Source organism: Vibrio sp. VP6, assembly GCF_028823755.1.
In the GTDB taxonomy this organism is placed as follows: Bacteria; Pseudomonadota; Gammaproteobacteria; order Enterobacterales; family Vibrionaceae; genus Vibrio; species Vibrio parahaemolyticus.
This window is the reverse complement of the sequence record NZ_JAPEID010000001.1, coordinates 191,840-206,631: the sequence shown is the minus strand read 5'-3', so window position 1 is coordinate 206,631 and position 14,792 is coordinate 191,840. Positions and strand designations below refer to the sequence as shown.

General features: G+C 44.5%; 11 protein-coding genes. 7 read left to right on the top strand and 4 right to left on the bottom strand.

Annotated elements, in window-relative coordinates; translation table 11 throughout:
• The first annotated feature begins 9 nt into the window (after window positions 1-9).
• On the top strand, window positions 10-3,141 hold the full coding sequence (vmeK, locus tag OU793_RS00925; protein WP_017447704.1) for a multidrug efflux RND transporter permease subunit VmeK: 3,132 nt from the start codon (window positions 10-12) through the stop codon (window positions 3,139-3,141).
• Between the two features lie 24 nt (window positions 3,142-3,165).
• On the opposite strand, the gene OU793_RS00920 is transcribed toward vmeK, so the two are convergent.
• Window positions 3,166-4,455, bottom strand: coding sequence for a peptidoglycan DD-metalloendopeptidase family protein (locus OU793_RS00920; protein WP_005490383.1), 1,290 nt, complete (start codon window positions 4,453-4,455; stop codon window positions 3,166-3,168).
• A 130-nt stretch (window positions 4,456-4,585) separates the two neighbouring features.
• Between OU793_RS00920 and tyrS the strand changes: the two genes are divergently transcribed.
• Both tyrS and OU793_RS00910 read left to right on the top strand, forming a co-directional pair.
• The gene (tyrS, locus tag OU793_RS00915; RefSeq protein ID WP_015297229.1) at window positions 4,586-5,773 is read left to right on the top strand and encodes a tyrosine--tRNA ligase; all 1,188 of its coding nucleotides are present in this window, start codon (window positions 4,586-4,588) and stop codon (window positions 5,771-5,773) included.
• A gap of 417 nt (window positions 5,774-6,190) precedes the next feature.
• Window positions 6,191-7,036, top strand: coding sequence for a magnesium transporter (locus OU793_RS00910; RefSeq protein WP_005494055.1), 846 nt, complete (start codon window positions 6,191-6,193; stop codon window positions 7,034-7,036).
• Here OU793_RS00910 and dacB read toward each other — a convergent pair.
• Together dacB and OU793_RS00900 are read right to left on the bottom strand one after the other, a co-directional pair.
• Window positions 7,015-8,436 (bottom strand): serine-type D-Ala-D-Ala carboxypeptidase, encoded by a 1,422-nt coding sequence (dacB, locus tag OU793_RS00905; RefSeq protein WP_140103881.1) that lies wholly within the window; start codon window positions 8,434-8,436, stop codon window positions 7,015-7,017. The two genes, OU793_RS00910 and dacB, sit on opposite strands and share 22 nt — an antisense overlap.
• 198 nt (window positions 8,437-8,634) lie before the next feature.
• Entirely contained in the window at window positions 8,635-9,648 is a 1,014-nt protein-coding gene (locus OU793_RS00900) for a porin (RefSeq protein WP_005490380.1), read from the bottom strand.
• A 537-nt stretch (window positions 9,649-10,185) separates the two neighbouring features.
• Here OU793_RS00900 and greA point away from each other — a divergent pair.
• On the top strand, window positions 10,186-10,659 hold the full coding sequence (gene greA / locus OU793_RS00895; RefSeq protein WP_005485311.1) for a transcription elongation factor GreA: 474 nt from the start codon (window positions 10,186-10,188) through the stop codon (window positions 10,657-10,659).
• An 81-nt stretch (window positions 10,660-10,740) separates the two neighbouring features.
• Here the strand turns inward: greA and yhbY are convergent, their stop codons facing one another.
• Window positions 10,741-11,037, bottom strand: coding sequence for a ribosome assembly RNA-binding protein YhbY (gene yhbY / locus OU793_RS00890; protein ID WP_005380066.1), 297 nt, complete (start codon window positions 11,035-11,037; stop codon window positions 10,741-10,743).
• A 138-nt stretch (window positions 11,038-11,175) separates the two neighbouring features.
• Between yhbY and rlmE the strand changes: the two genes are divergently transcribed.
• From rlmE to folP, 3 genes are all read left to right on the top strand, one after another.
• Complete coding sequence (gene rlmE / locus OU793_RS00885) at window positions 11,176-11,805, top strand: 23S rRNA (uridine(2552)-2'-O)-methyltransferase RlmE (protein WP_005494062.1); 630 nt, start codon at window positions 11,176-11,178, stop codon at window positions 11,803-11,805.
• Between the two features lie 108 nt (window positions 11,806-11,913).
• Window positions 11,914-13,893, top strand: a complete 1,980-nt coding sequence (gene ftsH, locus OU793_RS00880) for an ATP-dependent zinc metalloprotease FtsH (protein ID WP_017447709.1) — start codon at window positions 11,914-11,916, stop codon at window positions 13,891-13,893.
• 52 nt (window positions 13,894-13,945) lie between these two features.
• Window positions 13,946-14,776, top strand: coding sequence for a dihydropteroate synthase (gene folP, locus OU793_RS00875; RefSeq protein WP_021454076.1), 831 nt, complete (start codon window positions 13,946-13,948; stop codon window positions 14,774-14,776).
• The last annotated feature ends 16 nt before the right edge of the window (window positions 14,777-14,792 follow it).

The following is a 14,792-nucleotide window of genomic DNA, read 5'->3' as shown; positions in this document are numbered from 1 at the left end:
GGAGGCAGCATGTTTAGTATAATTGATGCTGCGTTATCCCGATCAAGAACGATGTTGACCTTGTTGGTGATGATCCTCATCGCAGGGGGCATTACTTACGTCACCATCCCAAAAGAATCTAGTCCCGATATCACTATTCCTATCATTTACGTCTCTGTTGGGCATCAAGGTATTTCTCCAACTGATGCTGAGCGTTTACTGGTTCGTCCTATCGAACAAGAACTGCGCTCAATTGAAGGAGTAAAAGAGATGACATCGGTTGCCTCCGAAGGCCACGCCTCAGTCACTTTGGAGTTTAGCGTCGGCGTGGATCTCGATAAAGCGATGGCGGATGTTCGCGACGCGGTCGATCTGGCGAAACCTAAGTTACCTGCAGACAGTGATGAACCGACGGTCAATGAAGTCACTTTTGCTTCAGAGGAGCCTGTTTTAACTGTTGTGCTTTATGGCACGGTGCCAGAGAGAACCATTGTTCAAATCGCACGAACGTTGCGTGACAGATTAGAAAGCTTCCGTCAGATCTTGGAAGTCGATATTGCTGGTGATCGTGAAGATATTGTCGAGATCGTGGTTGATCCCCTTCTAATGGAAAGCTATGGATTGGATCAGGCCGATATCTATAATTTGATCGCACTAAACAACCGAGTGGTTGCGGCTGGTTTTGTCGATACTGGATATGGGCGCTTTTCGGTCAAAGTTCCGTCGGTGTTTGATTCTCTGAAAGATGTTCTCGAATTGCCTATCAAAGTGAATGGCAAAGAAGTGATCACCTTTGGTGATGTGGCCACAGTTCGCCGAGCGTTTCGTGATCCGGAAAGCTTTGCCCGCTTGGATGGTGAGCCTGCCATTGTGCTTGACGTGAAAAAGCGTGCTGGCGAGAACATTATTGAAACCGTCGCGTTAGTTAAAGAGGTGATTGCTCAAGGGCAACTGCGAGCAGAGTGGCCAAGTAATTTGCAGGTTAAATACACTTGGGATCAGTCGGATGATGTCAAGCTAATGCTTAGTGATCTGCAAAACAACATTCTCTCGGCAATCATTTTGGTGGTCATCGTTATTATCGCGATCTTGGGGGTAAGAACGGCTTTGTTGGTTGGGATCTCTATTCCAGGCTCTTTCTTAACGGGGTTGTTAGTCCTCTCGGTTTTTGGTCTTACTGTAAACATCGTGGTGCTGTTTGCCTTAATCATGGCGGTCGGCATGCTGGTGGATGGTGCAATCGTCGTCACTGAGTTTGCCGATCGGAGAATGCAAGAAGGCACGCCGCGTAAAGAGGCATACCGAGACGCAGCCAAACGCATGGCATGGCCGATCACCGCCTCTACCGCGACTACGTTGGCGGCATTTGCTCCGCTTCTTTTTTGGCCGGATATTACCGGTGAGTTTATGAAGTACTTACCGTTAACGCTAATCGCGACGTTAGCGGCGTCATTGGTGATGGCTTTGCTATTTGTGCCTGTTATTGGCGGCATTATTGGTAAACCTCAGGTTATCAATCCTAAAGCCCAACAAGAAATGGTGGAGTTGCACAACGGAAACTTTGAGAAAGCGACAGGAATTACCAAGCTTTATTACAAAACCTTGTTTGTGGCGATTCAACATCCTTGGAAAGTGCTGCTGAGCGCGGTATTGCTGGCGGGTGGTGTTGGATTTACTTACAGTAAAGCGGGGTTAGGAGCTGAGTTTTTCCCTGAAGTCGACCCGCCATTTTTCACCGTAAAAGTACGCTCTTACGGGGATCTTTCCATTAATGAGAAAGATATCGTAATGCGAGAAATTGAAAAGGTCATGCTGGGTCATGATGAGTTTGAAAGTGTCTACACTCGCACTGGATCGAGCGATAATGGTGACGAAATCGGTCAGATTCAAATAACTCCTGTGGATTGGCAATATCGTCGTAAAGTCAAAACGATCATTGAAGAGCTAAAATCTACCACTGACCAATTTTATGGCGTTGAGTTAGAGTACAAATTCCCGGATGCCGGCCCTCCGGTTGAACATGATTTGGTGATTGAAGTTTCCTCTCGAAGTAGGAGTATAGGCGAGCTAGATGACGCCGCGAAGCTCGTTAGGCTTTGGGCTGATAGCAACCCAGCACTGACTAATTTGAGTGATACCACCAATAAAGAGGGGATTGACTGGCAAATTGACATTCGACGCGACGACGCTTCTCGTTTTGCTGCCGATGCAACTTTGGTGGGAAATACAGTTCAATTTGTCACGAATGGTCTGAAAATAGGGGACTATTTACCTGACGATGCGGATGAAGAAGTCGATATTTTGGTGCGCTACCCACAAGAGAAGCGAGATATTGGTCGATTCGATCAGCTAAGAGTGAAAACCGCTGCAGGTTTAGTGCCTATAACCAACTTTGCTCAAATTAAGCCAGACCACAAGCAAGATACTATCCGTCGTGTTGATGGTCATCGAGTTATCAACATTAAAGCGGATATGGTGGAAGGCTACAATTTGGCGCTTGAGTTACCAAAAATTGCGGCTGAAATGGAACAGCTCGGTTTACCGGAAGGCGTTGAATATAAGATTCGGGGTCAAAATGAGGAGCAGGAAAACTCATCAGCATTCTTGCAAAACGCTTTTGTTGTGGCTCTTGGCGTCATGGCGCTCATTCTCATCACGCAGTTCAACAGCTTTTATCAGGCATTTTTGATTTTGAGTGCGGTGCTGTTTTCAACGGTCGGGGTTTTTGCTGGGTTGCTTATTTTCCAAAAACCATTCGGCATCATCATGTCTGGCATTGGTGTGATTGCCTTGGCTGGTATCGTAGTTAATAACAACATTGTACTGATTGATACTTATAACCAAATGCGAAAAAGAGGACTGGACAAAGCAGAGGCTATCCTGCGGACCGGTGTGCAGCGTTTGAGACCGGTGTTATTAACCACAATTACGACCATTTTAGGGTTGTTACCGATGGTTCTAGAAATGAACATCGATTTAGTTAATCAAAAAGTCGAATTTGGTGCGCCGAGTACGCAATGGTGGTCTCAGTTAGCGACGGCAGTAGCAGGGGGATTGGCATTCGCTACGGTGTTGACGTTGGTGCTTACGCCTTGTTTGCTTATGTTGGGAAGAGATCATCTTGCTAAGCCCAAACCTGATGAAAGCGAAGAGGCAGCGTAATGCTGCCTCTTTTTACTTTTCCGTTTATCTCATTGCCAGTAACTTACTGTAACGATCCAGCTTGTCCATACTGACTTTTGCATTCGCCATGAAGGTTTGTCTTGCTTTACCTGTTAACGATTTGGATTGCGGCAAATTCACTGTTCTTGGGTTTTTGTGCACGCCATTTACTAGGAACTCATAATGTAAGTGAGGTCCTGTCACACGACCTGTTCCACCAAGCGTACCGATAGTTTGACCTTGTTTAACACGTTGACCCGTTTTGACTGTGCGCTTCGTTAAGTGCAGATACTTGGTAATGTAAGTGTTGCTGTGCTTGATGAACACGTAGTTCCCGTTGAACTTGTTGTAAGCCGATTTTTGCACCACACCATCACCAGCGGCCCAAATTGGCGTACCAACAGGTGCTGCGTAGTCAGTGCCTCGGTGAGGACGTACTCGCCCCGTCACTGGGTGAAGACGACGTGGGTTAAAGTTTGAAGTCACGCGACGGAAATCCAGTGGAGCGCGCAAGAAGGCTTTTTTCATCGCTCGGCCATTTTCGTCGTAATATTTGCCCGTTTTTTCATCTAAAATAGCCGTAAACGTATCGCCCTGGTTTTTGAATATCGCAGCGATGATTTTTCCGCGACCAATGACTTCACCTTCTACAACTTCTTCTTGATACAGCACTCGGAAAGAGTCGTTTTTGCGAATATCGAGTGCGAAGTCGATATCCCAGCCAAAAATTCCTGCTAGCTCCATGATTTGGTTACCATTCAAGCCAGACGAAATTCCTGCGTTCCAGAAGTTGGATTTGATGGTTGCCTCGGCGTAGTTGAATTGGTAATCGACCTCTTTTTTATCGACCTCAGAAACGTATTTGCCGTCTTGCAGTTTGATGCGAAAGGTTTCGAATGCGCTTAACGTACGGCGCAGTTGAACCAAGTCGTTTTTCTCATCAAAACCAAATTGCAATTTATCACCCGGACGAAGACGAGTTAACTGCTGTTCAATTTCTTTATCGGAGGACACTAACTCGTGCAGTAGACGAGCAGAGAGTCCCACTCGATTAAATAGAATGGCGGCGCTCTCGCCATTTTTTACTTTGTAAGTTTCCCAGCGCAAAACCGAAGACATCTGAGAAGAGCCATTTAATGTCGTCAATTCAAGTGAGATCGGCACAGGATAGTGTTGACCAACTTTTAATCGGCTTTGTTGCGGGTTGAGGTCTTGCGGATCGGGCAGAAAGAACAGTGCAATGATGATCAGAGCACTAAAAAACCCGATCAATACTTTGTGCAAGAGTGGAAGTCGGACAAAAATCGAATGCATGAGGTACTTGATTGCTAAATTAAACGGAAAAAGTGACAACTACCTAGTCTAACGTGTTTCAAAATGCATCGCTATTCAAGTAATATGTTCAGCTATTATATTTTTGCCAAATCTGTGGGAGTGAACAAGAATGGCGAGCATTGAAGCTGCACTAGCCGAGATTAAGCGCGGTGTTGAAGAGCTGATTCCAGAAGAAGAGCTAATCGCAAAACTAAAAGAAGGTCGTCCTCTACGTATTAAATTGGGCGCCGATCCAACAGCACCTGACATTCACCTAGGCCATACGGTTATTTTCAATAAGCTTCGCTTGTTCCAAGAACTAGGTCATGAAGTGACGTTCCTAATCGGTGACTTCACTGCAATGGTTGGTGACCCAACAGGTAAAAACACCACTCGTCCACCGCTAAGCCGCGAAGACGTATTGCGTAACGCTGAAACGTACAAAGAACAGGTGTTCAAAATTCTAGATCCTGCGAAGACTAAAATTCAGTTTAACTCTGAGTGGCTGTCTGAGCTGGGTGCAGAAGGTATGATTCGTCTGGCTGCAAACCAAACCGTTGCTCGTATGCTAGAACGTGACGACTTTAAAAAGCGTTACGCAGGCGGTCAACCAATTGCTATCCATGAGTTCATGTACCCACTTCTGCAAGGTTGGGACTCTGTCGCGATGGAAACGGACGTTGAATTAGGCGGTACAGACCAGAAGTTCAACCTTCTAATGGGTCGTGAACTGCAAAAATCTCACGGTCAAAAACCTCAAGTTGTACTTATGATGCCGCTTCTTGTTGGTCTAGACGGCGAGAAGAAGATGTCTAAGTCTGCGGGTAACTACATTGGTATCAGCGAAGCGCCAAGCGAAATGTTTGGTAAGATCATGTCGATCTCTGATGACTTAATGTGGAGCTACTACGAGCTGCTATCGTTCCGTCCTCTAGAGGAAATCGAACAGTTTAAAGCGGATGTTCAAGCGGGCAAAAACCCACGTGATATCAAAGTGCTACTTGCTAAAGAGATCATTGCGCGTTTCCACAGTGAAGCTGATGCAGATGCGGCAGAGCAAGAGTTTGTGAACCGTTTCGCTAAGAACCAAATCCCTGACGAAATGCCAGAATTTGACTTTGAGGCTGGTACTCCAGTAGCGAATCTTCTAAAAGATGCTGGTCTGTGTGCATCAACGTCTGAAGCGATGCGCATGGTAAAACAAGGTGCAGCGAAGGTTGAAGGCGAGAAAGTTGCCGACGCTAAGTTTGCGCCAGAAGCTGGTACTTACGTATTCCAAGTTGGTAAACGTAAATTTGCACGTATTACGATTAAGTAATCCATAATTTTTACGTATGGAAGCGTCCAATGGGCGCTTTTTTTGTTCCTAAAATTGGCAAAAAAAGAACAAAGCCCACCTGTAAATATGGATTAACTTTGCTACTATACTTGCGCTGCTAATCAGGGCAGCGATATCGGAGATTTACATGAACAATACCGACCATCCTCCCAGTCGTTGGGTGAGTAAGATTAAGGGAGCGAAATAACCCGCTTCGGTATTGGCGATCTCCGTCTTACCCGAGTGGTGAGGCATCTTTTCTAATTTTCTTCTCGTTATTTCCTTCATACATTCTGAATAGACAGTGCTTTTGCATTGGTGAATTTGCGTGTTTGTGTCATCTATCGGCATAAAGGCGTGATGAGCTTGTGCTTGTGTTGTCGATGGTCGTTACCAATGCCAATCGGGAGATTCGCCATGACGGTAATGAACAACACTTTTATTGAAACAACACCAAACTTTTCTGAAGTAGAAATTGGTGCAGCTCGCAATGCGTTTTTGAAATACGATCAAGAGCAGCAACTTCATTTGCTCACCATCATGCCAATAGATGAAGCGGTGGGGATTTTGAAGCACTGTTCTGTAGGGTATGTAAACAGTTTGATGTCTCAACTTGAGCATGCGGGTCATGATAAGCGTGCGCGTCACTATGCGCACCAATTGGGTTTGCATGTGTCGGAAGTTGATACTCCTGACGGTTACTTATCAACAGGCGTACTAGAGCATGTAAAGCAGCGAATCGGCTGGATTATTGCACTCGCTTTATTGGGGATCGTTTCTGGGCTGATTATTGCTCAGTATGAAGATACATTGAGCCAACTGGTTTTACTTGCAGTGTACATGCCGGTGATTGCGGCGGCTGGTGGTAATACGGGTACTCAAGCGGCCACATTGGTCATTCGTGCATTGGCCACAGGTGAGCTTAAAAAGCGTCAGTGGTTAGCAGTACTTTGGAAAGAAAGTCGCGTAGCGCTGTGTCTTGCACTAGCGATCGCAATAGTTATGGTGGGACGCATTATGCTTTTTAGTGCCGGCCAATCTACGGGGGGCTTTGAACTGACAGACATCGCACTTGCAATCGCCGTTGCTTTGTTTATTCAAGTCTCAATTTCCACAACGCTTGGCGGTTTGTTGCCAATAATTGCCCGTGCTTGCAAGCTAGACCCAGCCGTATTGGTGAGCCCTGTGCTTGCATCAATCGTTGATATATCAGGTATGTGGATTTACTTTACTGTGGTGAATTACTTCTTAGGTATTGCCTGACTAAAATTCACGATGTCACGGTAAAATAACTGCTCAAAATGCGTAATAGGGGCGATGACAGGTTTGTTATCGTCCCTTTTTTCTGGGAAGTAGTCTGAGACAAACTGTACGAAAATAGTATTCGGCTGGCCATTTTTATCTAAACCATAACCCGCCATGTTGTAGGTTCCGTACAATGAACCACTCTTCGCAATCAGTTGACCTTTGATTGGGGCATTCCGCATGCTTTGGCGGTATTGCAGCGTACCCGACTCGCCTGATTTAGGCATGATGGCAATCAGCTTCAGTGTTTTTTCGTTTTTCCAGATATAACGTAGGATTTCTGCCATTTTGTTCGCAGAAATACGGTTGTTTCTTGAAAGGCCCGATCCATCTTCCAAGCGTGCGTTACGAATATCGATGCCAGTGTTGGCGAAAATGATCTGTTTGATCGCTTCTGTACCATTGGTAAAACTTCCGGGTTGAACAAAAAACTTCGCACCCAATGTTTTCGTTAATGTGTCTGCGATCAAATTGTCAGAATGCTTGAGCATGTCATCAAGTAAATCGGATAGCGGCTTTGATTGATGTAATGCCATCAATTTACGTTGTTTCTGTGGCGCTGAGCCAATCTTAATTTTGCCTTTGAGCTCAATACCTAATTGCTTGAGTAACGTACTGATATTTTGACTGGTATAACGTTCAGGATCTTGAACCGCAAATTTGAGAGGCAGCGGCTTTTCTCGTTCGACTAAGCATCCTTTTAATTCGTAGCGATTGTCTGGGTGAGCAAGCAGGTCTAAATCGCAATGGCGGCTCTTTTGAATCGTCTTAGAAACGGTCTCGACCGAACTTTTAACACGAATAGGTTGATGCTCTGGCACATAGACTCGAGTCCCGCCATCTTTTTGTGTATAGATAGAAGCTTGGACACAGTTGTTGTTGAGTGTAATGCTAGAAGCCGGAGCGCTGTAGCAAATCCCCAGAATGTCCCACGGCCAACCCACCGCTCGGTCATACCCTGTAAAGGCACTGTTGTCTAACCACAGGTCACCGTTAATGCGCGTTAAACCATTTTTTTTCGCGAATGACAGCAACGCTTTCAAATCTTGGGTTTGTAAGGTGGGATCTCCGACAAAGTAGATAACGGCATCGGAACTCGAGGTTTCAAGCTTTGTTCGAAATGCAAAGCTGTCCCCTAACTCTAATTTAGCAGCTAAGGCAGTGACAATTTTTAAGGTGCTCGCAGGTGGAAATAGTTGGTCTGTTGGACGGATACCATCGAGCGTGGAACTTTCGGTTAGTTTTTCCGCAACTAAGCTGATACGGGCGCCCTCTGGCAATACCTCTTGATGAGGATACGCATAAGACAATAGCGGAAAAATAAGAGAAGAAATGAGTAGAGGCCAACGTAAACGCATAGTGTGATTTTCTAGGGTTAGTTATGTGATTGAGTATACGCAAGTCCACTCAATATGCTAGGCGCATCCAAGAATGCTTGGTTCATCATTAATATTGAGACAAAGTGGTTAGAAGAACGCGCTATTAAGATGAGAAATGAAAGATAAAAAAATGCCCGCAATAAGCGGGCACTGAGTATTCAAGTCTAAAGACTGGAATTAGAAGTCGTAACGTAGACCTAGAGCTAGCTCGTCTTCTGCATCAGCTTTAGATGCTGTAGTGTTGCCACCAACTTTACCTAGTTTATCGCCAGAGTCGATTAGGTTGAAGTTGTATGAAACGTAACCACGGAAGTTAGGCTTGAAGTAGTAAGATGCATCAACAGCGAAGTTGTTAGCAGAAGTTTCGTTGTTAGTTTCTGCGTTGTTGTACGTTGTTGTGAATACTGTTTGACCTAGAGTGTAAGCACCAGCTAGTTCGTAACCAGTGTAGTCACCTTCAGTTTTCGCTTTTTCACCGTCAGTGAAGATACCAGCGAAGTATAGGTCACCCATAGTGTAAGATGCAGCTAACATGTATTCGTTAGCTTCGTCTTGGTCTGCGTAACCAGCACCTAGCTCAAGACCTGTGTCTGCTACTGCGTAGATTGCAGATAGAGAGTAGCCGTCTTGACCGTTGTCAGTGTATTCAGTACCAGCATCGTTTAGTTTGCGGTCTGCGAAACGGTAGCTTGCTTTAACGCTTAGGTTTTCGAATTGACCTTTGTAAGACATCATGTTGTCTGAACGGTCAGCTACTGCTAGTTTGTCAGCTGCTGAGTTACCGTGGTAAGCCATGATATCTGTGAAATCAGTGATAACGCCTAGTGCACCTTCGTTTTTACCGTAAGTGAACTCACCCCATGCACCGCCAAGACCAGCGTATGCGTAACGAGTGTCTAGGTTGCTGCTGTCTTTATTTACGTCACCATCAACACCACCTTGTTCGTTGGTAGTGAACTCACCTTCCCAGAAACCAACACCGTAAAGGTTGTCGTTGATAGCTTGAGTACCAAGGAAGTTTAGACGGATACGAGAGTTGTCTTGAGCGTCGCCATCTTTCATAGATAGACGTGCTTCAGCGCGGCCGCCCATTTCTAGAGAAGTGCCGTCTTGGTTGTAAAGTTCAGCTGCGTTAACGCCAGTTGCCATAGCTGCTGCAGATACAGAAAGAGCAATTAGAGTCTTTTTCATCTTATTTGTCCTAGTTAGCTGTCCATAATCATTGTTGTATGGGGGAGAGATGACCTCTCACAAGTTATTGGTCTATATTTGGCTTCATCTGCGAGAGTTTTCCGCAACTGTAAGCCTTTGATGTAACAACTTGCTGGACATGTTTTACTGCTAAAGTTTCATGATGAGTTAGTAAAATGATATAAATCATGTTGATGAACGCTGTTCGATTGTGATTGATTATCTGCTAAACGATTGTTTTTTATGAATTAATGCTTTAATGACATTGGCCTGACATTGATTAGTTTTTATGTTTTTTGATGTTTTTAGTGTAATGAACAGTGTTGTTTTTCAATAAATTGCGATAATGATTGGATCTAAAATTGATTCGGTTCGTTATGCTGCAAAGGCATAGCAATGTTGAATTTCGAATTAAGATGATTTCGCTCAGGAGTTTGTTTACACTAGTTGAAAATACATCTTTAACCGCACTACCTAGTCCTACGACTGGGTGGGCTTTTTATTGTCCAAAGACCCATTTGGGCTTGAGGTTACATAATGGAAAAAGTTCCAATGACACTACGTGGCGAACAAATGCTACGTACAGAACTAGAACGTCTACTTAAGCTACGTCCTCAAATTTCAGAAGCGATTGCTGAAGCACGAGAACTAGGTGATTTGAAGGAAAATGCTGAATATCATGCCGCTCGAGAAGAGCAGGGTATTTGTGAAGCGCAAATCCGTGACATTGAATACAAGCTATCTGTTGCGCAAGTAATTGATGTAACTAAAATGGAAAACACTGGCAAGGTTATCTTTGGTTCAACGGTGACTTTGATTGATGTCGATACCGATGAAGAAAAGACATATCAGATCGTTGGTGACGATGAAGCTGATATTAAAGCTGGCCGTATTTCAGTGAGCTCTCCAATTGCTCGTGGCTTGATCGGCAAGATGGAAGGCGACGAGGTTGCTATCCAGACTCCTGGTGGAGCGAAAGATTTCGAAATTGACCGAGTTGAATACATCTAAGTGGCATCTTGAATGCCCACTATTTGTTAAATGCAAAAAAGGTCGCCAATGGCGACCTTTTTCTTCAACAACGTAAGTGAATTACTTACGAGGAATTTCGATTTTACGCTCTTCAGACTGGCGGTATAGCACAAGCACTTTACCAATTGTCTGAACTTTTTCAGCGCCTGTCTCACGTACGATAGCGTCAATGATTAGCTGTTTTGTTTCACGATCTTCTGAAGCAACTTTTACTTTGATCAGTTCGTGATGATTTAGAGCGATTTCAATTTCTGCTAGCACGGCTTCTGTAAGTCCATTTGCGCCCATTAGCACAACAGGTTTTAAACTGTGAGCCAGGCCTTTTAGGTGCTGCTTTTGTTTGGTGCTTAGGTTCATTACGCGGCCAATTTTCTTTAAAATAAGGGTTGAAAAAAGCTATTTTAACGCCATCTATTGCTGAAGACTATAATTTATTGAGTAATAGGTTGTGCCTATTAAAACAATAGCTCCTATTTGCGCCTTGTTGGGATTAAAATGAGTAAACAAAAACATTCGGCTAGTTCTGGTCGTTGGTTGAAAGAACACTTTGATGATAAATACGCGAATGAAGCCCGTAAAAAAGGATATCGTTCACGTGCGTACTTCAAGATTGATGAAATCCAAACAAAAGATAAGTTGTTAAAACCTGGCATGACAGTGGTCGATTTAGGTGCTGCTCCGGGTGGATGGTCTCAATATGCTGCTAAAATAGTAGGAGATAGTGGTCAGATTATTGCTTGTGATTTACTTCCTATGGATCCAATAGCTGGTGTAAGTTTCTTGCAAGGTGACTTCCGAGACGATGCCGTGTTAGAGGCGTTGCTTGATAGAATTCAACCATCAATGGTTGATGTTGTAATGTCTGATATGGCGCCGAACATTGCAGGTAACAACTCTGTCGATCAACCACGCGCAATGTATTTAGTTGAATTGGCTTTAGATATGTGTCGACAAGTTCTAGCGCCTAATGGTAGCTTTGTCGTAAAGGTTTTCCAGGGTGAAGGCTTCGATCAATACGTGAAAGAAGTCCGAGACATGTTTAAAGTCGTAAAAATCAGAAAACCAGACTCATCGCGAGCTCGCTCCCGAGAAGTCTTTGTTGTAGCCACTGGTTACAAAGGTTAACTATTTTGCTCTTTCGGGAGCGTGTTAACACTATAGCTACAGTGAGTGAACTGTAGTACCCTACCTTTAATTACAATTAGTTATCGAGAGGCTTACACCTTGAGTGACATGGCAAAAAATTTAATTCTGTGGCTTGTTATCGCTGTCGTATTGATGTCGGTATTCCAGAGCTTTGGCCCTGGAGAAAGCAATGGCAGAACCGTGGATTACACCACGTTTGTACAGGAAGTTGGCCAAGGCCAGATTCAAGAAGCAACTTTTAAAGACGGTGAAATTAGCTTTGTTCGTCGTGGCGGCGGTGCCAAAATGGTCACTTACATGCCTGTGTATGATCAGAAGCTTCTAGATGACCTAATTAACCAAAACGTGAAAGTGCAAGGTACGCCTCCTGAAGAGCAAAGCTTGCTTGGCACAATTTTCATTTCTTGGTTCCCAATGATCTTACTGATTGGTGTGTGGATTTTCTTCATGCGTCAAATGCAAGGCGGCGGCGGTAAAGGCGCTATGTCTTTCGGTAAGAGTAAAGCTCGTATGATGAGCGAAGAACAAATCAAAACCACTTTCGCTGATGTTGCAGGCTGTGACGAAGCAAAAGAAGACGTAAAAGAACTTGTTGATTACCTACGTGATCCGAGCCGTTTCCAAAAACTGGGTGGTAAAATTCCAACTGGTGTTTTAATGGTTGGTCCTCCAGGTACGGGTAAAACGTTACTTGCAAAAGCTATCGCAGGTGAGGCAAAAGTACCGTTCTTTACTATTTCAGGTTCCGATTTCGTAGAAATGTTCGTTGGTGTTGGTGCGTCTCGTGTACGTGACATGTTCGAGCAAGCGAAGAAAGCCGCGCCTTGTATTATCTTTATCGATGAAATCGATGCTGTAGGTCGTCAGCGTGGTGCTGGTGTAGGTGGTGGTCACGATGAACGTGAGCAAACACTGAACCAAATGCTAGTAGAAATGGATGGTTTTGAGGGCAACGAAGGTATTATCGTTATTGCTGCGACCAACCGCCCAGACGTATTAGACCCTGCATTGCTACGTCCGGGTCGTTTTGACCGTCAAGTAGTTGTAGGTCTTCCTGATGTACGCGGTCGTGAACAGATTCTAAAAGTACACATGCGCAAAGTGCCATTAGCTGGTGACGTAGAGCCTTCTTTAATCGCTCGTGGTACACCAGGTTTCTCTGGTGCAGACCTAGCCAACTTAGTTAACGAAGCTGCGCTATTTGCTGCACGTGGCAACAAACGCAATGTCTCTATGGTTGAGTTTGAGCTAGCGAAAGACAAAATCATGATGGGTGCAGAGCGCCGTTCTATGGTGATGTCAGAAGAGACCAAAGAGTCAACAGCGTACCATGAAGCTGGTCACGCGATTGTTGGCCGTTTAGTACCTGAGCATGATCCTGTGTACAAAGTGTCTATCATTCCACGTGGTCGTGCACTTGGTGTAACGATGTACTTGCCAGAACAAGACCGCGTAAGTATGTCTCGTCAGCACTTAGAATCTATGATTTCAAGCCTGTATGGCGGTCGTCTTGCTGAAGAGCTAATTTACGGTCCTGAAAAAGTATCGACAGGTGCTTCCAACGACATTGAACGTGCGACTGATATTGCTCGTAAGATGGTGACACAATGGGGCTTCTCTGAAAAACTTGGTCCTCTACTTTATGCAGAAGATGAAGGTGAAGTATTCCTTGGTCGTAGCGTAACGCAGACTAAACACATGTCTGATGATACCGCTAAGCTGATCGATGATGAAGTTCGTCAAATCATCGACCGCAACTACGACCGTGCGAAAAAGATTTTGGAAGACAACATGGACATCATGCATGCGATGAAAGATGCGCTAATGAAGTATGAAACCATTGATGCTCGCCAAATTGATGATCTCATGGAACGTAAAGCGGAAATTCGTGAGCCAGCAGGCTGGGGTGATAACCCAATGAATAAGCCAAAGGATGACGATAAGCCTCAAGCAACGCCTGAAGTGAAAGAGGAAGAGAAAGCAACGGATTCTGCGAATGCCGCAGAGCAAGTTACTTCTCAAGATTCTGCTTCAAGTGAAGTTCCAGAAAAGAAAGACTCTGAATAAAGAGTGTTGATAATAATAAACCCCGAGTTAGCTCGGGGTTTTTGTATTTATTATGATTATTACAGCAAATAACAAATCTCTCGACCTTTCTCGTCCACATGTAATGGCGATTCTTAATGTTACCCCTGATTCATTTTCTGATGGTGGTAAATTCAATTCTCTCGAACTTGCTCTTGCTCAGGTCGAAAAAATGATTACCGCAGGGGTTAGCATCATTGATGTCGGTGGTGAGTCCACACGTCCTGGTGCGCCAGATGTCTCTCTAGAAGAAGAGCTGCAACGCGTTGTTCCTGTTGTAAAGGCCATCCGCGAAAAATACGATGTATGGATCTCTGTCGATACCAGTAAAGCAGAAGTAATGCGTCAGGCTATCGCTGTTGGTGCGGATCTAATTAACGATATCCGTGCGTTACAAGAACCTGGTGCACTTCAAGTTGCGGCTGCATCAAAACTACCTGTTTGCTTAATGCATATGAAGGGGCAACCTAGAACTATGCAGGAAAGCCCTCAGTACGAGAACTTGATGGATGACGTTGCTCAGTTTCTGGAAGAGCGCATAGCTGCTTGTGAAGCTGTAGGTATCAATAAGTCTCAACTTATCCTCGATCCTGGTTTTGGCTTTGGCAAAACCATTGAACACAATTATCATATGCTCGCTCATCTCGAGAAGTTTCATGAGTTCGGTCTGCCTATCTTGGCGGGCATGTCTCGTAAATCAATGATTTTCAAGCTGCTTAATAAGCCCGCAGCAGATTGCACTAACGCCAGTGTCGTTTGTGCCACGATTGCTGCCATGAAAGGCGCTCAGATCATTCGTGTTCATGATTTTGAAGAAACTATTGAAGCAATGAAAATTGTCGAAATGACGCAAAACAATATTTAAAAATAATAAAGGTAAG